This is a genomic window from Ancylobacter terrae (assembly GCF_045108345.1).
Taxonomy (GTDB): Bacteria; Pseudomonadota; Alphaproteobacteria; order Rhizobiales; family Xanthobacteraceae; genus Ancylobacter.
In genome coordinates this window covers 398,354-421,041 of sequence record NZ_JBJGXH010000002.1, presented here as the reverse complement: position 1 = coordinate 421,041, position 22,688 = coordinate 398,354, and the positions used below count along the sequence as shown (strand labels likewise).

The following is a 22,688-nucleotide window of genomic DNA, read 5'->3' as shown; positions in this document are numbered from 1 at the left end:
TCGGCCGCTACTTGCCGGCGGCCTTCTTGTAGGCGGCCTGGAAGGCATCGAATGCGGTGTTCGACGCCATCTTCGGATCGAAGGCGACGGGGATGACGTTGGCCTCGCCGAGCGTCTTCACCACGTCGGCATAGGTGAGCTCGCCGTCAACGTCCGCCGAGGTGACGTCGGGCCGCACCGGCGTGCGGGCGCGCAGGCCCAGGCTGATCTGGCCGGGCTTGGAGAGCAGCACGTCGAGCATCGCCTTCGCCGCGTTCTTGCGCGCCGCGTTCTTCGGGATGCCGGCGCCGCGCAGCACCAGCGGGCTGCCGTCGGCGATCGGCTTCAGGCCGAGCAGGGCGGCCCGCTGGGGATTCTTCAGCGCGAGGCGTGCGGCGCCCGCCCCCATGAAGTAGGCGAGGACATATTCGCCGGCCGTGACCTTCTCGATCATCGGGCCAGTGCCGTCGGGGCGTGTCATCGGCGCCACCACCTTGAGCCATTCCCAGCCCTTCTCGCCGTGCCGATCGACGAAAGCGTAGGCGGCATTGTAGCCGTAGGGCGTGGTGGGGTTGTAGGAGGTGAGCTTGTTCTTGAACACCGCCGGGTTGGCCGCCACCTTGGCGGCGAGGTCGGCGAAGCTCGACGGAACCAGATTCTCCGGCAGCAGGGCCTTGTTCCACATGAACATCATCGGATCGGCGGCGATGGTGTAGAGCCCCGGTGCCGGCTTGCTCCAAGCCGGGTAGATGTCGGCTTCCGACGAGACGTAGGGCTCGATGCGGTCCTTCTGCATCAGCTCGACCCAGGTGGCGACGTCCGTCGTCACCAGCAGGTCGGCGGTCGGCATGCCGGCCGCGGTTTCCGCAGCGTAGCGCGCGCCGATCTCGCCACTGTTGAGTTCTAGCAGGCGGACATCGATCCCCGGCACCCGCTCCTTGAGCAGCTGGATGGCGCCCTCCCACTGGGTCGCCTCCATGTTCGTGTAGATCAGCAGCGACTTTTCGGCCTCGGCCGCCTTGAGGAGGGTGCCGTAGTCGGCGGGGTAGCCGGCCGGCGGCTGCCAGGCGGCCAGTCCCGCTGCCGTGCCCGTCGTCCACAGGCCAGCGGCCAGCGCGAGCGCCCGTATCTGGTATTTCATCATGTCCTCCCGGTGTTCGTTGTTATTTCGTGGACCACCCGGCGTTCTCAGGCCGGTGCGGGCAGTGCCTCCGCGCTTTCCCGGCCGGCCGGCGCGCCGGTGTGGAGCGCGCCGGATTCCTGCAGTGCCACAAGCTGGGCAGCGGGAAAGCCAAGTTCGTTGAGTATCGCGTCATTGTGCTCGCCGATGCGGGGCGCCGGGCGGTAGAACTCCGCCGGCGTGCCGCTCAGCTGGTTGACGAAGCCGAACATGGTGATGAGGCCCATCTCGTCGTCGGGCAGGTCGACCACCGACTCCGTGTGCTGGAAATGCGGGTCCTCGAGGATCTGCGAAATGTCGTAGATTGGCGCTACGGTCACCTCGCGCGCCTCGAAGAAGGCGACCGCCTCGGCCTGCGGCATCGTCCGGATGAAGTCGGCGACCCAGCCAAGAATCTCGTCCTTGCGGGCGGCGCGGGCTTCGGCGGTGTTGTAGTTCGGATCGGCGTTGAGATGGCCCTTGCCGATGGCCTCGAAGACGCGGCGCGGCATCGGTTCCATCGAGGCGGAGAGCGAGACCCACTTGTCGTCGGCGGTCTTGAACAGCCCGCGGGGCACGGTGTACTGCGCACTGTTGCTGTTGCGCTCGCGGACCGTGCCGGTGAGCCTGTAATTGGCCGCCTGCGGCCCCTGGCTGATGTAGAGCGGATTGAACAGCGACTGATCGATGACCTGCCCACTGCCGCCCGAGACTTCGACGTGCCGCAGTGCCGCCAGCGCCGCCGCCGCCGCCGTGAAGCCGGACATGGTGTCGGCCACCGGGCCCGGCGGCAGCACCGGCTCGCGATCAGGAAAGCCGTTCGCCGCCGCGAAGCCGCACATGCCCTCGATCAGCGTGCCGAAGCCGGGGCGGTTGCGGTAGGGCCCGCTCTGGCCCCAGCCGGAGATGCGCAGGACGACCAGTGCGGGGTTGATCTGCCAGAGCACCTCCGGCGCGAGCCCGATCTTCTCCAGAGTGCCCGGCCGGAAGTTCTCGACCAGCAGCGAGGCCTCCGCCAGCAGCGCCTTCAGCACCTCCAGCGCGCCGGGCCGGCGCAGGTCGAGGCCGAGGCTCTTCTTGTTACGGCCGAGCATCTTCCAGTGGGTGGAGATGCCCTTGCGCCGCCAGGCGCGCAGCGAATCCCCGGCCGGTCCCTCGATCTTGATGACCTCCGCGCCGAGATCGGCCAGCACCATGGTGGCCGTGTTGCCGGAGACGAGGCGGCTGAGATCGACGACGCGGACCCCGTCGAGCGGGCCCTTGGCGGCGGGGTTGAAGGAGCGCTGGTGAACGGGCATCGGTCGTCGCCTCTGGTGCAGGGTCGGGATGTGCCACACGCGGTCGGCACGCCGGGAGGTTCTAGGGATGGGGCTGGGTGCGGCACGCCGCGCGCGCCTCGCGCTGCTCGATGGCTATGGCGAGCGCGACGGTCTCGCGGGCGCGGTCGACCACGGGCTTGTCGACCATGCGCCCCTCGAACGCGAAGGCGCCCCGGCCCTCGCGCGCGGCCCCATCGTCCAGCGCGAGGATGGCCTGCGCCCGCTCGACCTCGCCGGGCGCCGGGCCGAAGCCGGCATTCAGCACCGGAATTTGGTCGGGATGGATGGCGCTGGCACCGCGGAACCCGAGCAGCCGCGAGCGCCGCACCACCTCGCGCAGGCCCTCGAGGTCGGTGTAATCGGCCACCGTGCCGATGAAGCCGAGAGGGACGATGCCAGCCGCGCGGGCGGCCATCACCACCATCTGCTTGGGGACGAACAGCGTCTCGGCGGTGGGCTCCATGCCGCAGGCGGCGGCGAAATCCTCGCTGCCGAGCCCGATACCAAACAGCCGCGGATGCGCGTGCGCGATCTCGTTCACCCGCGCCAGCGCCTGAGGCGTCTCGATCGCGGCGGTGAAGCCGATGCCACCGCTCGGCAGCCCGCGCTCGGCTTCGAGCTCCGCGACCAGCTCGGCGAGCAGGGCGATGTGGTCGGGGCTCTGCACCTTGGCGAGGGCGAGATAGCTGACGCCGGGGATCACTGCGGCCTCGATGTCGCGCGCGGCGAGCGCCAGCGGACGGTTGATGCGCACCCCGACATCCGCGCCGCCGCGCCCGACCTCCGCCACCGCGCTCGGCAGCCGCTCGCGCGCGGCCGGCTTGGCCGCGGGGGCGACGCCGTCCTCGAGGTCGAGCGTGATGGCGTCGGCCCCGCGCAGATGGGCCTTGGCGATGAAGCGCTCGGAGCTCAGCGGCACGGTGAGGCTGGAACGGCGCAGGGTCGGGAAACGGCTGTGCGGGCCCATCAGTGCAGCGCCCGCCCGGCATCGGCGCCGCCCGTGAACACCACGCCGCCATCCCGCGGCACCCAAATATGGGCGATGCCGCCGTCGTGGCGGTCGTCGCGGTCGATGCGCACGGGATTGCCGGCGATGTCGAGGGCGAGCTGCCAGCGCCCGCCGATGTAGGACTGGCTGACCACTGCCGCCTTCAGGACGCTGCCGCCGACCGGCGGCTCGCCCCCGGCGAGCAGAACCATCTGGGTGGGGCGCAGGGCGAAGGTGACGCGCTCGCCCAAAGCGGCGCTGCCGTCGGCCTGGAACTCCAGCACCTGCCCGTCGTCGAGCCGGATCGCGCGGCCGCCGCCCATGGCGCAGGCCAGCGTCTCTCCGCGGATGAAGTTGGTCGTGCCGATGAAGTCCGCGACGAACGGATCGGCCGGGTTCTCGTAGATCTCCTGCGGTGTGCCGAGCTGGGCGATGCGGCCCTTGTTCAGCACTACGATGCGATCGGACAGCGCCAGCGCCTCGACCTGGTCGTGGGTGACGTAGATCGTGGTCATGCGCAGCTTGGTGCGCAGCTCGCCGAGCCAGATGCGGGCGCGGTCGCGCAGCTTGGCGTCCAGGTTCGACAGCGGCTCGTCGAGCAGCAGGATGTCGGGATTGTAGACCAGCGTGCGCGCCAGCGCGGCGCGCTGCTGCTGGCCGCCGGAGAGCTCATGGGGGTAGCGGCCGGCATAGCTCTCCATCTCGACCAGGGCGAGCACCTCGGCGATGCGGCGGGCCTGCTCGGCGCCGCGCACCTTGCGCAACTTCAAGGGGAAGGCGACGTTCTGCGCTACCGTCATGTGCGGCCAGAGCGCATAGCTCTGGAACACTAGCCCGCAGCCGCGATCCTCCGGCGGCAGGAACAGCTTGCGGTCGCCGTCGTAACAGACCTTGGCGCCGATGCGGATGCTGCCCCCGGTCGGCCGGTCGAGCCCGGCAATGGCCGCGAGCGTGGTCGACTTGCCGCAGCCGGAGGGGCCGAGCAGGCTGACGAACTCGCCATCCCGCACGTGAAGCGAGAAATCCTCCACCGCGACAAAGGTGCCGAAGCGCTTTTCGAGATTGCTGATGACGAGTTCAGCCATGGACCTTCACTCCGAACAGGCTGCGTGCCGCGGCGACGCAGGCCGCGATGATCACGATCTGGATGGTGGAGAGCGACGCGACGTAGCCGATATGGCCCTGCGTCCAGAACTGCAGCAGCGTGGTGCCGATGACTTCGCTGCCCGGCGCGTAGAGAAACACCGCCGTCGAGTATTCCTTGAAGAAGGAGATGAAGAGGATCGCGAAGCAGGCGATGTACGCCGGGCGCATCAGCGGGATGACGATGCGCGTCATTGTGGTCAACCAGCTCGCGCCCTGCACCCGCGCCGCGCGGTCGAGCTCCGGGCCGATCTTGTGCAGCATCGGGGCGATGGCGCCGTAGCCGAGCGGGATGGTGGCCATGGTGAAGGCGATCATCAGGATGACGACCGTGCTGCGCAGCGCCGCGAAGCCGGGGATGAGCGCCACGGCGTAGAAGAAGCCGATGCCGGCGATGAGGCCGGGGATCGCTCGCGGCATCAGCGCGACATAGAGCAGCGGGCGCCGCAGCGGGAATTCGGAGCGGTGCACGACGATGGCGATCATCAGCACCAGCGCGGTCGCCATGGCGCCGCCGAACAGGGCGATAACCAGCGAGTTGACGATTGAGCGGCCGTAGACCGGGAATTCCCACAGCGCGCGGAAATTATCGAGCGTCGCCACCTCTGCCAGCGGCGCCAGTGGGTGCAGGAAGCTGACGAAGGCGCGCAGCACCAGGATGCCGAGCGGCACCAGCACCGCCGCCAGCACGTAGAAGCCGAGCAGGGCGAAACAGGGCCAGCGCATGCCGCCGAGCTGGAACGGGCGGGGGCGTGTCGCCTTGCCGCCGATCGTCACATACTTGCGGGTCGAGCCGAGCACGCGGTTCTGCAGCGCGATCAATCCGCAGATAATGGCGATGAGGATCAGCGCCGCCGCCGCGGCAATGGCGTAATCCGGCACCGCGGCATTGCCGACCTTCTGGTAGAGGAAGGTGGAGAACACCTCGAGCCCGGCGGGCGTGCCGAACACCAGAGGGATCGACAGGATCTCGATCGAACTGGTGAAGATGAGGATGGTGGAGAAGAACAGCGAGGGCCGCATCAAGGGCAGGATGACGTTGAGCAGCGTCGCGAGCTTGCCCGCGCCGGCGATGCGGGCGGCCTCTTCCAGCGACGGGTCGGTCGCCCCGGCCGAGGACTGGCCGTAGATGAAGGAGACTGGCGCCAGCGCGACGCCAGCGACGAGGCTCATGCCGAGCCGGCTATAGAGATTCCACGGCAGCGTGCCGAATGTAGCTTCGATCCACTGGCTGACATAGCCGGAAGGCCCGTAGACCGTCGCCCAGGCAAAGGCGAGGATGAGCGAGGAAACGTAGAGCGGCCAGAGGAACACCTCGCCGAGAAACCGGCCGGCGGGGATGTCCGTCCGCCCGACAAGGATCGCCGCCCCGGTGCCGACCAGCTGCGCGATGGCGGTTGCCAGAACGCCGAACAGAAGGGTTTCCCCGGCCATCCGCCAGAAGCCGTCGGAGCCGAACAGCCGGGTGAAGTTGCCGAGGGTGAGCTGCTGCCCGGCATCGTAGAGTGCCCGGTCGATGAAGGCCTGGTAGACGATCGGCAGCACCGGCGCGGCGACCAGCGCCACAGTGAGCGCGGCGAGGCCGAACTGGATCGGCACTTCGCCGATGCGTGGTTCCTCCAGCCGATCCGTGGCAGCGGCCTGGGCGAGGGCATTCATAGCGGCGGTCCCGTCGCGGTTCAGCGCTGATAGACGTCGCGCAGTTTGGCCTGGAAGGCGTCGTATTCCTGCATCAGGGCGAGGTCGTAGCCGAGCAGGATGGCGTTCTTCTCGCCCACCGCCTCGACGACGGAGCTATAGGTGGCGCGCACGCCGTTGCCGGGCTTCAGGCCGGGCCGGGCCGGGGTGAGGCCGCCACGTCCGAAGGCGAGTTGACCCTCGGCGGAGAGGATATGGTCGAGCATCAGCTTGGCGGCATTGGGGTTCTTCGAGACGCGCGGGATGGCGATGCCGCGCATCATCAGCGGCTGGCCGTCGCCGATGTAGTTCCAGTCGAGGAACTTGGCGCGGGCCGGGTCCTCCATGCGCGGCCAGGCGGTGATGCCCGACATGAAGTAGGACGCCACGTATTCGCCCGAGGTGACCTTCTCCATCTGCGGACCGCCGGTGTTCTCGAGCCGCGGCGGCAGCGCGCCGATCGCCCGCAGGTAATCCCAGCCGCGCTCGCCGTGATGCTTGATGAAATACCAGTGGGTGACGTAGCCAAAGGGAGAAGTGAGCGGGGAATAGGTCGTCACCCGGTTGGCCCAGCGCGTCTTGTTGCGCGTCGCCGCCTGCGCGAAGTCGGCAAAGGTCTTGCTGCGCTCGGCGGCGGGCACCTGCAGCGCGTTCCATGCAAAGACAAGCGGATCGGTGGAGATGGTGTAGAGACCGGGAAAGGGACGCGACCATGCCGGCCAGGCGCCGGCTTCCGGCGAGACGTAGTCCAGCATTTCCTTGCGCTGATGCATATCGATCCAGCCGGGCTGGGAGGCGGTGGCGATCAGGTCGGCCGTCGCGACGCCGGTGGCCGCCTCGGCGAGGTAGCGTTCAACGGATTCGCGCGAGCCGACATCGAGCATGTCGACCTTGATGCCGGGAAACCGGGCACTGAAGCCCTCGATCACGGCCTTCCAGTTATGCAGCGACATGTTCGAATAGACGAGCAGGCGCCCTTCGGCCTTGGCGCCGGCGATGATGTCGGCGTAGTCGGGGGCATAGCCGGCCGGTACCGCCTCGGCCGCAGCGGAGACAGCGCGCAGCGGCATGCCGAGGGCGAACAGGCCGGCAGCGGAGGCACCGGCGCGCGCGATGAAGGCGCGCCGCGAGAGCTTTTTCATGATTTCTTCCCTAATGTTGTTTTATTGCTTTATTTGTTGATCGCTGGCAGCGATCTACTAAAAGAGACGCGCGCCGCAGCAGCGGCTCTCAAGCTGATTTCTTAGGTCTATATTTGTTGGCATGGGGTCGGCTTTACAATTCGATTTATTCAATCGATTTATCTCGAAGCCGGATAGGTGCCCTTCCCTCCCGCGGGGCGCGCCACCGGGCCCAGAACGGCGCGGAATAGCGCCGAGCCTTGGAGGAAATCGATGTCGGTGGGATCGGCCAATGGCGTGACCCTGCGCCAGATACGCGCCTTCATTTCCGTGGCGCGCTTCGGCGCCTTCACGCGGGCGGCGGAGGCCATAGGTCTGTCGCAACCCGCGCTCACGACATGCATCCGCCATCTCGAGGAGCAACTCGGCGTCGCCCTGTTCGAGCGCACCACGCGCCGCGTCGAACTGACCGCCTGCGGGTCCGATTTCCTGCCGGCGGCGGAGCGGATCGTGCGCGAGCTGGACGGGGCGATGTCGTCGCTGCGGGCGATCCACGCCGGACAAGGCGGGCGCGTCACTATGGCGTCCATCGCCTCGATCGCGAGTTCCGTGCTGCCGGAAGCCCTCGCGGCGTTCAAGGCGCGCTACCCGAATGTCGGCGTCGACGTCGGCGAGGACCACTCGGAAGGCGTGCGCCGCAAAGTGCTGGAGGGAGAGGCGGAATTCGGCCTCTCAGGCGCCTCGACCTTCGAGGTGCCCGAGATCGTCACCGAACTGCTCTTCAGCGATCCGATCGGCCTGTTCTGCCGCGCCGACCACCCGCTGGCTCGACTCGACCGCCCGTTGCGGTGGGAGGACCTGTCCGGTCAGGAGATCTTCAACATGGGCTACGAGACGCAGATCCGCTCGGTGGCGGCCGTGGTGCCGGATGTGGCGATTCAGCTCTCCTCCACCGCCTACAAGGTGCGCAACACCCATTCGGTGATGGCGCTGATCCGGCAGAACGACGTCATCGCCGCCCTGCCGCTGCTCTCCATCCCGCGTTCGTCGCTGGGCGAGCTGGTGTTCCGCCCGCTCACCGAGCCGCAATTACGCCGCGACATCCTGCTGTGCCGGCTGGAGCGGACGGTGCTGTCGGTGGCGTCCCGCCAGCTCATAGCGGCGCTGCTGAACAGCGCGGAAGCTGCCGGGGCGGGCGTCGTGGCCCGATACAAGGACGCGTCAGGAGACTGAGCCGCCTTGTCCGCCACGCTCAGGGTTCGATCAAGCAGCCGAGCTTTTGGAGCGTGACGTCGATCCAGCTGCGATCGCTGCGGCCCCGCCGGATATCCTCGATGTGCGCCGCCTCGGCGGCCTGCTTGGCCAGAGACCGGGCGTAGACCTCCTCGGCGGCATCATGGGGCACGCACAACACGCCATCCTCGTCGCCGAGGATGAGATCGCCGGGCTCGACAACCATGCCGTCGATCGCGATCGGCACGTTGATCTCGCCCGGGCCGTTCTTGTAGGGACCGCGATGGGTGACGCCAGCGGCGAAGACGGGCAGCGAGCTCTCGCGCAGCGCGGCGGCATCGCGCACCGCGCCATTGATGACCAACCCGCCGATCTTCCGCGCGATGGCATGGGCCGCCATCATCTCGCCGAATAGCGAGTTGGTGAGATCGCCGCCGGCATCGACCACGATAACGTCGCCGGGCTCGGCAAGATCAAGCGCCTTGTGCAGGAAGAGGTTATCGCCCGGCGGGGCCTTGACCGTCACGGCAGGCCCGGCCAGCGGCGAGCCATCATGCATCGGCCGCAGTCGCGCACCGCCGGCCGACAGGCGGCACATGTTATCGCTGACGTTAGCCACCGGTAAACACCGATATTTCTCGATCAATCCCCAAGAAACTGCTTGCCTTCTCTTCCTTATTCGCAGGCCTATCATCTAACTTCGATCCCTATAAGTCAGCATTTGAATTTTTCAATACGAATTACGTTCTATATGACGTATGAGCACGAAAGAGTAATTAATTGTCTCAATCGATTTATAATCTGATCGCTCAGTCGCCGTGGCTTGGCGGGGAAACCTCGCGGAGCCTTTGATCCAGGGCAAATCCATAAGCGAGCCACGCTGCCTGTGCCGGCTCGTGCCCGACGACCTTCCCGCAGACCGGGCATCGGGGCGCTCGGGCATGGCATTGCGGCGGATCGGCCGGCGCCTTCATGTCGCGCCGCGCCAACCAGAACACCGGAGGCCACGAAGCCTTAGCCTTTATCAGCTACGGGGCGCGCCGGAGGCGTCTAGCGGGCATTGAACGGGCGGCTGGCGTAGATCACCGGCCCCAGCTATTCCGATCTGCGACGCAGCCTGACGATTCTAGCGCAGCGGGCCAAGGCGGCAGACGCCGCCGAGCGCGTGAGAATCGAGCGCGAGCGCCGGGAGGTGGAACGCGCCATCGACCGGCAGGTTGCCGCGCGCGATGCTGCCGCCCACGAGGCGACCTCACAGACCAACGCCCATCCCGAGCCGACGCCCGCCCAGAAGGAGGCGGGCAACTACCGGCTCGGGCATCTCAGGCTCGGCGAGCTCGATATCAGCATCGAAAATCCCAAGGGCTCCGAGCGCCGCGGCGTCGATCCGCAGGGCAAGCCGTGGTCGGTCGAGATGAAGAGCCATTACGGCTACATCCGCGGCACGATCGGCCGGGACAAGGATCACCTCGACGTTTTCGTGAAGGAGGGCACAGCCGACATCGGCGATGCCGCTCCCGTCTTCATCATCGATCAGCGCAACCCCGCCACCGGCCGCTTCGACGAGCACAAGGTCATGCTCGGCTACGCCACAGTGGAGCAGGCCGGGCGCGCCTACCGGGCCAACTACGCCCCCGGCTGGAAGGGCATGGGCGCGGTCACCCGCATGAGCCTGCCCGACTTCAAGGCTTGGCTGCACAAGGGCGATACGCGCCGCCCCGCCGCTTCCGCGAACTGAGTTTCATTCCCCCTCTCCCGAAAGCGAGCATTGTCATGACACCCGAGGAAATCGGCATCGTCGCGGCCAACCATCAGGCCGCCTTCCGCTGCGCCAAGGCCGGACTGGTAACCCGCATCGTCTTGCCGGACGGCAGCCCGGTCGGAAGCAATTACGACGCCTCCGCCCGCTCCGATGTGCTGGGCACGGTTCTCAAGCTCGACCATCGCGCCCTGCCGGCGATCGAACTCGCCAGCGCCAAGCTGATCGGCCTTGAGGTCGAGCCGGGCGCAGCGTCGGCGTTCATAGACATGCTGGCCGGCTATGGCGCGGTATGCCCGGTCACTGTGACGCCGGGCGGCGCCTCGATCTTCTACTTCCGTCGCTCGGATGACGTTACCTTCGATCCCGACCACCTGCCCGCCGGCATTGCTCTGCGCGCCGAGCGCTCCCCGGCGCCGGGCGCGGCGTCGCGCGGGGGGAAGTGGCAGCCGCTCGACACCGCCCATGACCTGATCCGCGCGGTGGAGACGGGCGAGGTGCCGGAGCTACCCGCCTGGCTCGGCTGCTTCCTGCGCGGCGAACCCTTGCCGATGCTGGAGAGCCCGGCTGTGGTGCTGCCGGAGACGATGCCTACGAAGGCTACCGGCGAGCGCTGCGGCTCCTGCCGCTTCTTCCGGGCAGGAGAGGTCGCGACCAAGGGCACCTGCGCAAGCCTGCCCTAATGGCCGGCCTCGACGCCAGCGGCGCCCGCTCGGCACGGGGCATGTGGATTGAGGTCCGTGCCACCGACTGCTGCGGAGAGTACGAGGCCGGCGAGCCGCTTCACGGCCGCTGCTCAGGCCGCCGATTCTTCGACGCCGCCCGCCCCGATGCGGTCGGTATCTGCCGCCGCGCTCTCCCTGGCCCGACCATCGACAATGCCGGCCGCGTCGTCAGCGCCGCCGCACAGTGGCCCGGCGTCCGACCGGAGGACGGGTGCGGAGAGTGGGTGTGAGGTGGGGATTGCGCGAGCCCCTAAGCCGCTCTCCAACCTTAGCGGTCATCTTGGCACGCCGATGCGAATGGCGGCTTTGCGCCCCCATCTCGGCCGTAGAGATCTGACCTGCGATTTCCTGAAAGCAGACGTTGCAGCTTACCGCTTTACGGGTCTTGGATGCGCCATGACCGGACATTGGGTCACTGGCCGGAAGCGGGCATTAAGAACTGGCGCAAGCGCCGTGTTCCGCTAAGCGATCACCCGCAGGTGGAGCCTTGCGATGATCGTCACTCAACGCGTCTCTTCGAACAGGACTTCAGCACGCTTTCATCCTGATCGCTTCGCGGGTACCCGTTTCGACACGGCCCGCCAGACGAAAGACCTCCTTCACCCTCTAAGTGGCTGAGCCTGCTGAGCTTTCCTCAAAACAAAATTTTACTTTAATTTTCAATATGTTAGTATTATGTTAACCGCGGCATCAGCATAATTTTTCGATAGATGGCGCGAAGCGGTGGAAGATGGAAGTTTGAACACTGACGACTTGGCCCGCCGTCTCGATGCGGTGTGTGAGGGGCTGGGCTATAGCGCCTCCAACACCTTTCTTACATCTGCCGACGTCCAGGACGGCCGACAGCTGCCACATGCGATTCGCGAAGCTTTGAAAACGATCGGCGTCTCCGGCGTGTTCGCCATGGAGGATGGCTCCGCGACTGGTCGACTCAAGGCGGTCGTTTACGTCGCGACCGCTGCTGGCGCGGATGGATCAGCCTGCAGGATCCGTCGTCCAGCAACCTCCGATCCGCCTACGATGGGGAATACCGAACCGTTGATAGCGCTGTCGAGCGCATCGAACACGACAAACGCATCGTCCCGTCCCCAGAGCCGAGCTCCCCCCAGCCTCGCGGCAGACAGTGCGTCGGAAATAAAGTCGCTGACGCCGCGGCTTCCCGCGGCAGCCGCGTCAAGCCAGCGCTGCGAGACGATGCCGCGATCGATCAACACGTAGAGGTACAGGAAGCGCCCGATTAGCGCGCTCACGAGGTTGGGCCGGTCGGCCAGGGCAGCGTTGTCCTGCCGGACCTGCTTGCTGAGCTGCTGGATCGCTGCCAGCAGCTCGTTGTCCACCATCGATGAGGCGGTAATGTTGAAATCCCGCCAGGTAACCGAAGAAAGCAGGCGTCCAGCGGAAAGCTGCGCCAGCCTCTCGTTCTGAAGAAACTCGTCGCGAACGACATGTGGCCTGCGTGAAGGAGGCTCGAAGCCAGAGCATACTAGGACCCTGTCAGTCATGACAATGACGAGGAAGGGCGCTACGCCCTGCGTCCAGACTTCCCTGCGGAGCCTGAGCACGTCATTGCGTCCTGCGTGCGGGTGAGAAACTGAGGAGCGGGGCAAGACAGCTCAGCTTCTTCGACGTCTCGTATCGCGTGGTCCGGACCGAGACGATCTCGGCCCTCTACGAGCGCTTCGTCGCGCTTCAGGGGCTGCAGCGCAAGAAGGACAAAGGCGTCTTCTATACTCCGCCATACCTCGTCGACCACGTCTTGGACCGCATCGAGGAACCAGAGGCTTCGACCTCGAAGATAACCGAATCGAACCCGTTTCGCTGTATGGGGATATGGCCAAAGCAATTGCCGTCATAGATTGCGGAGCGCCCGATAATGCATGGTCTGATATTGAGATAGATAAATCTCTATATTATTTATTCTTGAAATTATTTTACCCGGCGCTTATGAATAAATCGGAAAAGCAATCACTTAAAACAGAGAGGTCTAGGGTCGATGCGATTGCATCGCTTGCATCAGAACTCGAGAGAAATCCTGAAATGAGGAAAATTGATGCGGCTAATTTCTTGGGCATGCCGCCCCGTGGCATGTTTGAGAAGCGGATTTGGCCGAGGCGAGAATTCAGGCAAGGCTTCCTCCGAAGGGTGTATCGGGTCGCAAGCGAAGCAACAAAATCGACGCCAGCTTAATCGACGCCCAAAATTAATCGCCGGCACTATTTGCGGCACGAGGACTCTAGCAAGCTCCCCTCCATCACCTACGGACACGAGCGGTTGCTGACGTGCGCTAAGAGCAGCCTGCGTCACAGGCCGCGGCGAACAGTTCGCTTTCCGGTCGCTCGCTGCTCGCCAACCCTGCCGCTGGTTTGCAAGGCCCGGGCGTCTCAATCCCCCGAGGCGCTGTCAGTAAGACCGCCGTGCGGGGGGGCGATGGCGGCGGCTGTTGCGTCGGCGAGGACTTCCAGCGGGGCCGGCCGCGCCGGGAAGCGAGAGGCGTTGGCGCCGAAGGACGCGGGATCGAGACCTGCCCGCTGCGCGGCATAGACAGACAGTCCGAAACCGCAGATTCGTCCCTGGCACAGACCCATTCCGGCCCGCGTCCACATTTTCACGCCATGGGCGTCGCACCCACCGTCCTGCAGGGCAGCGGCCACATCGGTGGCACGGACCTCCTCGCAGCGGCACAGCAGCGTTTCCGCGTCCGGGAGCTGACCCAGTGCGGCGTAAGGCACGCGGAAGGCGTGGCGCAGGGCTTTGGCGAAGCGGTCGGCACGGCCCGCGGCGGACGGTGGCGGATGGCCGGCGGGCCGACCGACGAAGCGTGCCGCCGTCGCACCCGCGCGTGCGCCGCCGGCAAGGGCGGGATGGGCTCCGGCGACACCCGTGATCTCGCCCGCGGCAAACACACTGGGCACACTGGTCGCCCCGTTCGCCTCGTCGATCACGACATGGTGCCCGCCGGCGTTCCAGTCATGGCGCAACGAACAACCAAGCAGGGCGGCGATTTCGACGGAGGGCCGGAAGCCATACCCCACCAGCAACGCGTCGATGTCGTCGATCGTCTCCGGATCATCGGCGCCGAGGCCCCCCTCCCTGTCCAGAAAGGCGAAGCGGACGCGGCGGACATGACCCTCGCCCATCGCCTCGGCGACGACGCGGCCGAAGCGAAACCGCGACCACAGCGGAGCCACCGCGCGCAGCAGTCCGGCCGCCTCGGCCCAGCGGGAGGGAAAGCGCAGCAACGTGGCGGCAAGGCCGAGGGGCGAGGGGCTCGCTTCCACCACGCGGACAACCTCGCAGCCGGCGTGATGCAACTGGGCGGCCACCACCAGAAGGAAGGGGCCGCAGCCGGCGAGAACCACGCGCTTTCCCGGCGTGATGCCGTGCATCTTGACGAGACGCTGCGCTGCGCCGGGATTCATCACCCCCGGCAGGGTCCAGCCCGGGAAAGGCGAGGCACGCTCATGCGCGCCCGTGGCCAGCACCAGGGCCTTTGCGCGCACCACCAGAGCCTGCTTTCCCTGCCGCGCGAGCAGCGTCGAGACCCCGTCTGCGCCGAACACCTCGACGCCGGAACGGATCACGACGCCGCTCGCGCGCACCTCGTTGATCAGTGCCCGCCCCTGCGCCACCTGGGCGGCGGCCAGCCCCGACACCGGATGAGGCGGTTGCATGAAATATTGTCCGCCCGGCCGGTCGAACAGATCCAGCAGCACGACCTGGGCCCCGGCCTCGCGTGCCGCCAGAGCTGCCGAAAGTCCGGCCGGGCCGCCGCCCACGACGCAGATCTCGCAGTCGAGGGTCTCGGCGCTGCGCCCGGTCATGACGTCGCCCTCATCTGCCGCCTGACGACCATGCCGGGCGCGACGGTGGTGAGGCAGGTCCGGGTCGGGACGCAGTCGACCAGCGCGACGCAGTCGAAGCAGACGCCCATGCCGCAGAACAGGCCACGCGGCGCGCCGCTCGCGGTGTCCCGCAGATGGCCGGCAAAGTGCTGGTGCAGCATCGCGCCCAGATTGGCGCCCACGGGAACGCGCATGCGCTGTCCGTCGACTTCGATGTCGATGGCATCAGGTGAGGCGGTCATGCGAATGTCTCCCGCCCGGTCGAGAAGCGCAGCGGATCATAGGGGGAGGGATCGACATCGCCGCTCCGCCCCTCCAGTGCGGCCGCGATGATCTCGGCGATGACGGGCGCGCGCAGAAAGCCGGTGCCATTGTCGCCGGCGGCCATGTACAGCCCCGGCGGCCCTACCGGCCCGGCGATGAAGCGATCGTCCGGCGTGACCGCTTCGAAGCGGACCCAGGAGCGCAGGACATCGGTGCCGCGCAGACCGGGGAATAGCCGCAGCAGAGTCGCGATGGAATCGCTGACGAAGCGCAGATCGACCGGGGGAATGGCGTTCTGCGCGCCGGGTGCGGATTCGCCGCCTTCCAGCACCGTGTTGAACAGGATCTGGCCGGCTTCCGATTGCTGGATCTGGGTATAGCCGCCGTGGACGCCGCCCTGTTCCGACTTGCAGGCGCCGACCACGCCGCGAATGGTCGGCGGCTGGGCGACGGTGGCAAGGCATTGCGCCTTACGCGGGACGATGGGCAGCGACACGCCAAGCGGTGCCACGAGATCCGCGGCCCAGGGCCCCCCCGCGACCACCACCGCATCGGCAGAGATGGTTTCGTCGGCGGTGCGAACGCCGCACACGCGCTCGCCCCGCGTGTCTAGGGCGAGCACGCTCTGGTGGTGGCGCAGCTCCGCACCGGCGTCCATCGCCGCCCGGAGCAGTGTGCGTACCGACAGGAACGGGTTTACCAGCGCGTCGTCGGGCGACCAACTCGCCGCGAGGATGGGCCCGGTGAGAGCCGGCTCGATCTCGCGCACCTGTTCCGCAGTGAGGAGGGAGGCCGACAGACCGGCCGAACGCTCAAGCGCGATCCAGCGCTCGGTGGTTGGGATATCGGCCTCATGATCGATGAAGCGGATCTGGCCGCAGCGCCGGTAATGAAACGCGCCGTGAAAACGTTGATCCCACAGCGCCCAGCGCCGGGTCGCCCAGATGAGCTGTGGCAGTTCGATCTCGGAATTCATGTGGGTGCCGAGGCAGGCAAGGCTGGCACCGGAAACCGCCGAGCCGGGTGACGCCCGCTCCAGAAGGGTGACGCGCGCGCCCCGCTCCGCGAGCGCCAACGCCGTCGCGGCGCCGACGATGCCGGCGCCGACCACGACGATATGGCTGGCCTCTAGGCCCATGCCATGGCCTTGAGCGCGGCCGGCGCCGCCGCCCAGTAGCGGGCCACGGCGATGTGTTCAGGCTCGACCGCCGGCGCGTGCCCGTCCACCTCTTCCATGGCGTCGAGCGCGCGGCGCACATGCAGCGCGTCCGGCACGGCGAAACCTTGCGTGAGCGCCGGGCCGCTGGCGGCGAGGTCGCGCATGTGGCCGAGCTGGGTGCGGTGATGGGCCTCGCTCATATCCGGCCGCAATTTGCAACAGAGCGCGACCGCCTCGTCGGGATCGCTGAAGGCACGCTGCCAGCCCTCGAGGAACACTTCGACCAGATCCTGCAGCAGCGCGTCCTCGACGCCGATCCAGTCGCTGCGGGCAATCACACCGTCCTTCAGCAGCATCGCGCCGTAGTCGTCGGGCCGGAACAGCGTCACCGCGTCGAGCGGCAGGCCGCGATGCTCCATCTCGTGCAGCTCGTGATAGATGGTCATCTGCGCGCAGTCGGCCGCGCCCGAGACCAGCGCCTCCACGGTGTCGGCGGTCGGCAGGCGGCGCACGCGCGCCGGATCGAGGCCAGCCTTGCGCAGCATCCAGCGGAATTCGAGATCCTCGCCGCCCGGCCATACCGCGGCCGTCCGCCCGGCGAGGCCGGCCGGCGAGGTGATGCCGGAACTCCGGCGCACCGGATAGACCAGCGGGCTTGCCTGCTGCACCGCCATCAGGAAGGCGAGCCGCTCGGGGGCCGTGCTCTCGACGAGATGGGCGGGGCTGGCGATCGCCAGATCGCAGGCCCCCTCGAGCAGGGCGGCCATGCCGCCCTGCCGGAAGTCGATCGGCTCGCAGGTGAGCGCGATGCCGCGTCGCCGCGCGATGCCGCTATGCTCGGCCAGGAGATAGCCGATGAACTGGGCCTGGGGATGCCAGAGCAGCCTCAGGCGGACCTCGCGCGACATGGGACCGTCCTCACTTCACCGGGCAGTTGATCTTCTTGTAGGCGGCCGGGGCCTTTTCCCAGAACGCGTTGGTATAGCCCTGCTCCAGCTTGATCGGGGCGTCGATCAGCTTTGCTTCGAGCAGCACCTTCTGGATCCGCTCCCAGGTGGCGGGATCGGTCATGCCGAGCTCGCCCTTCAGGGTCGGGCCGGCGCAGAAGATGTCACCCATCGCCTTGATCTGCGCGACCTGCGAGGGCACCGTCAGTTCGCCATTGTACTTCACGACGATCTTGGCGGCGGCTTCCGGGTCGGCGAGGGCTTCCTGCCAGCCGCGCAGCGTGGCATCGACCATCGCCTGCACCTTCGCGGGGTACTTCTTGATCGTCTCCTCATTGGCGAAGACGCCGGTATTGACGAAGGCGACGCCATAATCCTCGGCATTGAGGAAGACCAGGTCTTCCGGCTTGTAGCCCTCGGCATAGACCAGCTGCAGCTCGTTGTAGCGGGTGACCTGCATCACCTCATACTGCTTGTTCAGCCAGCCGACGATGTCGAAGCCCTGCGAGATGATGTTCACCTTCGACGGATCGACCTTGGCGGCGCGCAGCATCGCCATGAATTCCTGCTCGTCGCCGCCGAACCACAGGCCGACCGAATGGCCGGGCATGTCCTCGACCTTCTTGATGCCGCTGTCCTTGCGGGCAATGTAGGTGGTCGCGCTCTTCTGGCCGAGCTGGAGCACGGTGACGAGCGGCACGTCGTTGGCGCGGGCGCTGATCACCTGGTTGGGGTGGCCGATGCCGAACGTGTCGGTGCCCTGCGCCACGGTGATCGCCGGCTTCAGGTCCGGGCCGGCCGGCAGCAGCTTCAGGTCGATGCCGGCCTCTTTGTAGTAGCCCTTCTCCAGCGCGACGATCGGGCCGGCGAACTGGCCCTGCATCACCCATTCGAGGCGCATCGTGTCGTCCGCCGCCGCGATGGCGGGTACCATGAACAAGGCTGTCGCTGCCGCGACGGCATGCTTCCACTTCGTCATGTTGCCGTTCCTCTGTCCGGTTTTTATGGGGCTTCGCGCATCGAGCTGTGCCACGGGATCAGCCATCGCTCGATGGCCGCGACCAGCACGAAGAGGAAAATGCCCAGCAGGGCGGAGGCCAGCATGGCCGCCCACAATCGGGGCATGTTGAGGGTGCGGTAGGCGGTCATGATGACGAAGCCGAGCCCGCGATCCGACTGGATGAACTCGGCGACGATGGCGCCGATCACGCTGAAGGTGACGTTGAGCTTCAGTCCCACGAAGATGTAGGGCAGGGCGCTCGGCAGGCGCATCTTGAAGAAGCGCTGCGCCGGCGTCGCCGCGGCGACGTGGAACACCTCCATCACCGTGCGGTCGTACGATTGCAGCCCCTTCATCATGTTGAGGGCGAGGGGGAAGAAGGACAGGAAGGCGGTGACCGCCACCTTGGCGGTGATGCCCGAGCCGAACCACAGCATGATGATCGGGGCGATGGCGACGACCGGGATGGTGTTGGAGGCAATCACGTAGGGCATCAGGCTGCGCGCCACGATGCGCGAATAGGCGAAGACGACGCCGAGCAGCGCGCCGAATGCCGAGCCGATGACGAAGCCCGCCACCGCCTCGAACGCGGTGATCGCCGTGTGGTAGCCGAGCGAGGCGTTTCCCGAGATGAAGGCCGCCCAGATGCGGCTCGGTGCCGGGATGAAGTAGGCCGGCACGCCGGTGATCTCGACCGCGACTTCCCACGCGAGGAGGAGCACCACGGTGGTGATGGCGCAGGGCGCGCCGGCGGCAAGCAGCGCGCCGATCCGCGAACGCGTCGGGGTCCTGCGCTCAGTGCCCATCGTCATGGAACCCCTCCGACAGCAGACGTTCCCCGAGACGGCACAGTTCGACGAAGCGGTCGGTCTCGCGCACGTCGAGCCGGCGCGGATGCGGCAGGTCGACGTCGATGATGCGGGTGATGCGGCCCGGGCGCGGCGTCATCACCACCACCTTGTCGGACAGGAAGATCGCCTCCTGGATGGAGTGGGTGACGAAAACGACGGTCATCGCCTCCCGCTCGGCGAGTTGCGACAGTTCGAGGTTGAGGCGGTCGCGGGTGATCTGGTCGAGCGCGCCGAACGGCTCGTCCATCAGCATCACGCGCGGCGAGGTCGACATGGCGCGGGCGATGGCGGCGCGCTGGCGCATGCCGCCGGAAAGCTGGCGCGGCCAGGCGTTTTCGAAGGCCGCGATACCGACCAGTTCCAGCAGGGCGCGGGCCCTCGCGGTCCGCTGGTCCTTCGGCACGCCCTGCAATTCCAGCGGCAGGGCGACGTTGGGCAGGATCCGCCGCCATTCGAGCAGCGCCGAATCCTGGAACACGAAGCCGATCTCGCGGCGCAGCCGCGCTTCCGCCGGTGGGTGGCCCGCCACCTCGACGCGGCCCGCCGCCGGCGGGATCAGGTCGGCGGCGATGCGCAGCAGCGTGCTCTTGCCGCAACCGGACGGCCCGATCAGGGAGACGAACTGGCCGGCCTCGATGTCGAGGTCGATGTTCTTCAGCGCCGTGACCGGCGCGGTGCCGCCCTCGCCGGCGAAGACGACGTCGAGGCCGCGGAAGGAGAGGAGGGGTGCAGCGCTCATCCGTAGCGCCTCCCGCCGGCGAACCAGTCGTCGAAGGCGGGCGCGGTGCGGATCACCACGCTGCGTTTGCGCATATAGCTCTCCAGCGCATCCCAGCCGTTCTCCTTGCCATAGCCGCTTTCGCCATACCCGCCCCAGATCGAGCGCGGATCGTTCTTGTGGTGGTCGTTGACCCAGACGACGCCGGCCCGGACCTGCAAAGCCACGCGGTGCGCACGGGCGACGTCGCGGGTCCATACGGCAGCGCCCAGCGCATAGGGGCTGTCATTGGCGAGCGCGAGCGCCTCGGCCTCGTCACGGAACGGGCTGGCGCAGACGATCGGTCCGAACACCTCCTCGCGGAAGAGGCGCATGGACGGCGTGACGTCCGCAAACAGAGTCGGCGGCACATAGAAGCCCTGGTCGAGCGGAGCCGGCAGGGCCGGCCGCTCGCCGCCCGCGACGAGCCGGGCGCCGGCGGCCCGTGCGGCGTCCATGTGGTCATAGGCGCGTGCGCAGGAGGCCTGCGAGATAACCGGGCCGACATCGGTGGACGGGTCGGCGGGATCGCCCAGCTTCAGCCGCGCGATGCGCGACCCGAACGCCGCGAGGAAGCGCTCGTAGATCGGCTCGGCCACAAGGAAGCGCGTGGCGGAGACGCAGGTCTGGCCGGAAGCGATGAAGGCCGCGAACGCCGCGCCGGAGGCTGCCTCCTCGATATCGGCATCCTCGAAGACGAGGATCGGCGCCTTGCCGCCGAGCTCCAGTGTGCAGGGCACCAGCCGCTCGGCCGCCGCCGCGGCGACACGTCGGCCGGTGGTTGTGCCGCCGGTGAGATCGATCCGCTGCACGGCGGGATGGGCACAAACGAGGGCCCCGGCCTCGGCCCCGCCGGTCACCACGCTGATGACCCCGTCCGGCAGGCCGGCCTCATGGCACCATTGCGCGAAGATCAGCGTCGAGACCGGAGCGAGCTCCGAGGGCTTCACGAGGCAGGTGTTTCCCGCCGCGAGCGCCGCCGCGAACTTCTTCACGAGGATCAGGATCGGGTGGTTCCACGGCGTGAGCAGCGCGCACACGCCGAACGGCTCGCGGTGGGTGAGGGTGACGATGTCGCCCTTTACCCGGTTGGATTCGCCTTCAAGGCCCAGCGCAATCGAGGCGAAATACTCGATCCATTCGGGGATGCGCCCCATCTGCGCACGCATCTCCCGGATGGGTCGGCCGGTTATCGCCGATTCCAGCTCCGCGAGGTCGGGCACACGCTGACGGATCAGCGCGGCGAGTGCGTGCAGGTGGCGGGCGCGCTCGAAGACGTCGAGCCGGCTCCACCGCTCGAGGCCCTCCTGCGCCGCTTGCGCCGCGGCGGCGACATCCTCGGCATCGGCGTCAGGCACCACGGCGAGCAGGGCACGGCTCGCGGGGCTGCGGATCTCAAGCGTCTTGCTGCCATGAGCCGCGCGCCACCCTCCCCCGTAGTGCAGGCCATAGACCGGTACATCCCTCGTGCCGGCAGGGGTCATGTCGCCAGTTCCTCGATATCCACGTTACTGGCCTGCGCCAGCCATTCCACGGTCTCGGCGAGCAGTTGCGCGCCGGCGTGGAGATCGCCCGGCAGGGCACTTTCGGCTTCGTTGTGGCTGATCCCGTCCTTGCAGGGCACGAAGATCATCGCCGCCGGGCCGACCCGCGCGAGATGGCGGGCGTCGTGCCCGGCGCCGGAGGCCATGTGCTGGAAGCGCAGGCCGAGCTTCTCCGCGAAATCGGCCATCTTCTCCCGGAGCCGCGGCGCGAATGTCAGCGGCGGGTCATGGAGCAGCGGCTCGACCGCCACGTCGCAGCGGCCCGCGCTTGCGCGGCTGATGTCGTCAATGGCGTCGCCCAGTGCCTGCAGCGTGCCGGCGTCGGGGTGGCGCAGATCGATCGAGAAGATGACCCGGCTCGGCACCACCGACGGCGCGTTGGGCGTGACAGTGAAGCGCCCGACGGTGAACCGGGTCATATCCTCGGGATCGTGGAAATGACGGGCAAGGGCGCTGACCACATCAACCGCTGCCAGCAGCGCGTCCCGCCGGCTGGCATGGGGCTCGGTGCCGGCATGGGCCTCGGCACCCTCGATCGTCACGCGAAAGGTGCGTTTGCCCTGAATGCCGGAGACGATGCCGATAGTCTTGCCCGCGGCTTCCAGCACCGGCCCCTGTTCGATATGCGGCTCGACATAGGCGGCGGGGCGAAAACCGAGGGGGCGGCGGGACAGGTCCGTCTCGGTCGCGGCGAGGGCGGCGAGCGCCTCTTTCACGCAAATGCCCTCGGCATCGCGCAGCTCGAGGATCGGCTCCAGAGCCCTCGCACCGGCAAAGGCGGCCGAGCCCATCATGCCCGGTGCGAAGCGCGAGCCCTCCTCATTGGTCCACGCCACCAGAATCACCGTGCGGCGCGGTGCCACCCCAGCGGCGACCAGTGCTTCCATGACTTCCAGCGCCGCGAGAACGCCAAACACCCCGTCGAAGCGGCCACCGGTCGGCTGGCTGTCGAGGTGGGAGCCGATCAGCACCGGCGCCAGGGCGGGATCCGTGCCGGGCAGTTCCAGGAACAGGTTGGCGATGGGATCGACGCTGGCGGCGAGGCCGATCGCGCGGCCCCAGTCGACCACCTGCCGGCGGGCCTTCCCGTCGAGCGGCGACAGCGCCGGCCGGTTGACGCCGGTCTGGCCGAAGGCGCCGATGCGGCCGAGCGCCATGTGGCGCGCCCACAGGCGGTCCTGATCGACACGAGCAGCAAGACGACCGGCCGTCTTCAGCATT

20 protein-coding genes are annotated in these 22,688 nt (G+C 67.5%); 3 read left to right on the top strand and 17 right to left on the bottom strand.

Annotated elements, in window-relative coordinates; translation table 11 throughout:
* Positions 1-7 precede the first annotated feature (7 nt).
* The 6 genes from ACEUEL_RS16275 to ACEUEL_RS16250 form a co-directional block, all read right to left on the bottom strand.
* Entirely contained in the window at positions 8-1,120 is a 1,113-nt protein-coding gene (locus ACEUEL_RS16275) for an ABC transporter substrate-binding protein (RefSeq protein WP_405707474.1), read from the bottom strand.
* 47 nt (positions 1,121-1,167) lie between these two features.
* Entirely contained in the window at positions 1,168-2,436 is a 1,269-nt protein-coding gene (locus ACEUEL_RS16270; protein WP_405707473.1) for a CaiB/BaiF CoA transferase family protein, read from the bottom strand.
* A 61-nt stretch (positions 2,437-2,497) separates the two neighbouring features.
* Complete coding sequence (locus tag ACEUEL_RS16265) at positions 2,498-3,424, bottom strand: HpcH/HpaI aldolase/citrate lyase family protein (protein WP_405707471.1); 927 nt, start codon at positions 3,422-3,424, stop codon at positions 2,498-2,500.
* Positions 3,424-4,530, bottom strand: a complete 1,107-nt coding sequence (locus tag ACEUEL_RS16260) for an ABC transporter ATP-binding protein (protein ID WP_405707469.1) — start codon at positions 4,528-4,530, stop codon at positions 3,424-3,426. Before ACEUEL_RS16260 ends, ACEUEL_RS16265 begins: the two co-directional genes overlap by 1 nt.
* Positions 4,523-6,247, bottom strand: a complete 1,725-nt coding sequence (locus ACEUEL_RS16255; RefSeq protein ID WP_405707467.1) for an ABC transporter permease — start codon at positions 6,245-6,247, stop codon at positions 4,523-4,525. The genes ACEUEL_RS16260 and ACEUEL_RS16255 overlap by 8 nt, the downstream gene beginning before the upstream one ends.
* 20 nt (positions 6,248-6,267) lie before the next feature.
* Complete coding sequence (locus ACEUEL_RS16250) at positions 6,268-7,407, bottom strand: ABC transporter substrate-binding protein (protein WP_405707465.1); 1,140 nt, start codon at positions 7,405-7,407, stop codon at positions 6,268-6,270.
* Between the two features lie 252 nt (positions 7,408-7,659).
* On the opposite strand from ACEUEL_RS16250, the gene ACEUEL_RS16245 reads away from it, so the two are divergent.
* Positions 7,660-8,619: a LysR family transcriptional regulator gene (locus tag ACEUEL_RS16245; RefSeq protein WP_405707463.1), complete on the top strand. Its 960-nt coding sequence runs from the start codon at positions 7,660-7,662 to the stop codon at positions 8,617-8,619.
* Between the two features lie 19 nt (positions 8,620-8,638).
* Here ACEUEL_RS16245 and ACEUEL_RS16240 read toward each other — a convergent pair whose 3' ends face one another.
* Positions 8,639-9,313, bottom strand: a complete 675-nt coding sequence (locus ACEUEL_RS16240) for an RraA family protein (RefSeq protein ID WP_405707461.1) — start codon at positions 9,311-9,313, stop codon at positions 8,639-8,641.
* Positions 9,314-9,811: 498 nt separating this feature from the next.
* Here ACEUEL_RS16240 and ACEUEL_RS16235 point away from each other — a divergent pair, with 498 nt between their 5' ends.
* Together ACEUEL_RS16235 and ACEUEL_RS16230 are read left to right on the top strand one after the other, a co-directional pair.
* Positions 9,812-10,357 carry a hypothetical protein gene (locus ACEUEL_RS16235; protein ID WP_405707460.1) on the top strand — a complete coding sequence of 182 codons (546 nt, stop codon included), beginning with the start codon at positions 9,812-9,814 and terminating at the stop codon, positions 10,355-10,357.
* Positions 10,358-10,392: 35 nt separating this feature from the next.
* Positions 10,393-11,061, top strand: coding sequence for a hypothetical protein (locus ACEUEL_RS16230; protein ID WP_405707458.1), 669 nt, complete (start codon positions 10,393-10,395; stop codon positions 11,059-11,061).
* A 986-nt stretch (positions 11,062-12,047) separates the two neighbouring features.
* Here the strand turns inward: ACEUEL_RS16230 and ACEUEL_RS16225 are convergent.
* From ACEUEL_RS16225 to ACEUEL_RS16180, 10 genes are all read right to left on the bottom strand, one after another.
* Positions 12,048-12,665: a hypothetical protein gene (locus ACEUEL_RS16225; RefSeq protein ID WP_405707456.1), complete on the bottom strand. Its 618-nt coding sequence runs from the start codon at positions 12,663-12,665 to the stop codon at positions 12,048-12,050.
* An 819-nt stretch (positions 12,666-13,484) separates the two neighbouring features.
* Positions 13,485-14,924: an FAD-dependent oxidoreductase gene (locus ACEUEL_RS16220; RefSeq protein WP_405707454.1), complete on the bottom strand. Its 1,440-nt coding sequence runs from the start codon at positions 14,922-14,924 to the stop codon at positions 13,485-13,487.
* Positions 14,921-15,187 (bottom strand): 2Fe-2S iron-sulfur cluster-binding protein, encoded by a 267-nt coding sequence (locus ACEUEL_RS16215; protein ID WP_405707452.1) that lies wholly within the window; start codon positions 15,185-15,187, stop codon positions 14,921-14,923. The genes ACEUEL_RS16220 and ACEUEL_RS16215 overlap by 4 nt, the downstream gene beginning before the upstream one ends.
* On the bottom strand, positions 15,184-16,320 hold the full coding sequence (locus ACEUEL_RS16210; RefSeq protein WP_405707450.1) for an NAD(P)/FAD-dependent oxidoreductase: 1,137 nt from the start codon (positions 16,318-16,320) through the stop codon (positions 15,184-15,186). Before ACEUEL_RS16210 ends, ACEUEL_RS16215 begins: the two co-directional genes overlap by 4 nt.
* Positions 16,321-16,337: 17 nt before the next feature.
* The gene (locus ACEUEL_RS16205; protein ID WP_405707448.1) at positions 16,338-17,276 is read right to left on the bottom strand and encodes an ABC transporter substrate-binding protein; all 939 of its coding nucleotides are present in this window, start codon (positions 17,274-17,276) and stop codon (positions 16,338-16,340) included.
* 10 nt (positions 17,277-17,286) lie between these two features.
* Positions 17,287-18,294: an ABC transporter substrate-binding protein gene (locus tag ACEUEL_RS16200; protein ID WP_405707446.1), complete on the bottom strand. Its 1,008-nt coding sequence runs from the start codon at positions 18,292-18,294 to the stop codon at positions 17,287-17,289.
* Positions 18,295-18,317: 23 nt separating this feature from the next.
* On the bottom strand, positions 18,318-19,127 hold the full coding sequence (locus ACEUEL_RS16195; RefSeq protein ID WP_405707444.1) for an ABC transporter permease: 810 nt from the start codon (positions 19,125-19,127) through the stop codon (positions 18,318-18,320).
* The gene (locus ACEUEL_RS16190) at positions 19,111-19,905 is read right to left on the bottom strand and encodes an ABC transporter ATP-binding protein (RefSeq protein WP_405707443.1); all 795 of its coding nucleotides are present in this window, start codon (positions 19,903-19,905) and stop codon (positions 19,111-19,113) included. The genes ACEUEL_RS16195 and ACEUEL_RS16190 overlap by 17 nt, the downstream gene beginning before the upstream one ends.
* Positions 19,902-21,407: an aldehyde dehydrogenase family protein gene (locus ACEUEL_RS16185; RefSeq protein ID WP_405707441.1), complete on the bottom strand. Its 1,506-nt coding sequence runs from the start codon at positions 21,405-21,407 to the stop codon at positions 19,902-19,904. Before ACEUEL_RS16185 ends, ACEUEL_RS16190 begins: the two co-directional genes overlap by 4 nt.
* Positions 21,404-22,687, bottom strand: coding sequence for a Zn-dependent hydrolase (locus ACEUEL_RS16180; RefSeq protein WP_405707439.1), 1,284 nt, complete (start codon positions 22,685-22,687; stop codon positions 21,404-21,406). Before ACEUEL_RS16180 ends, ACEUEL_RS16185 begins: the two co-directional genes overlap by 4 nt.
* Between the last annotated feature and the right edge of the window lies 1 nt (position 22,688).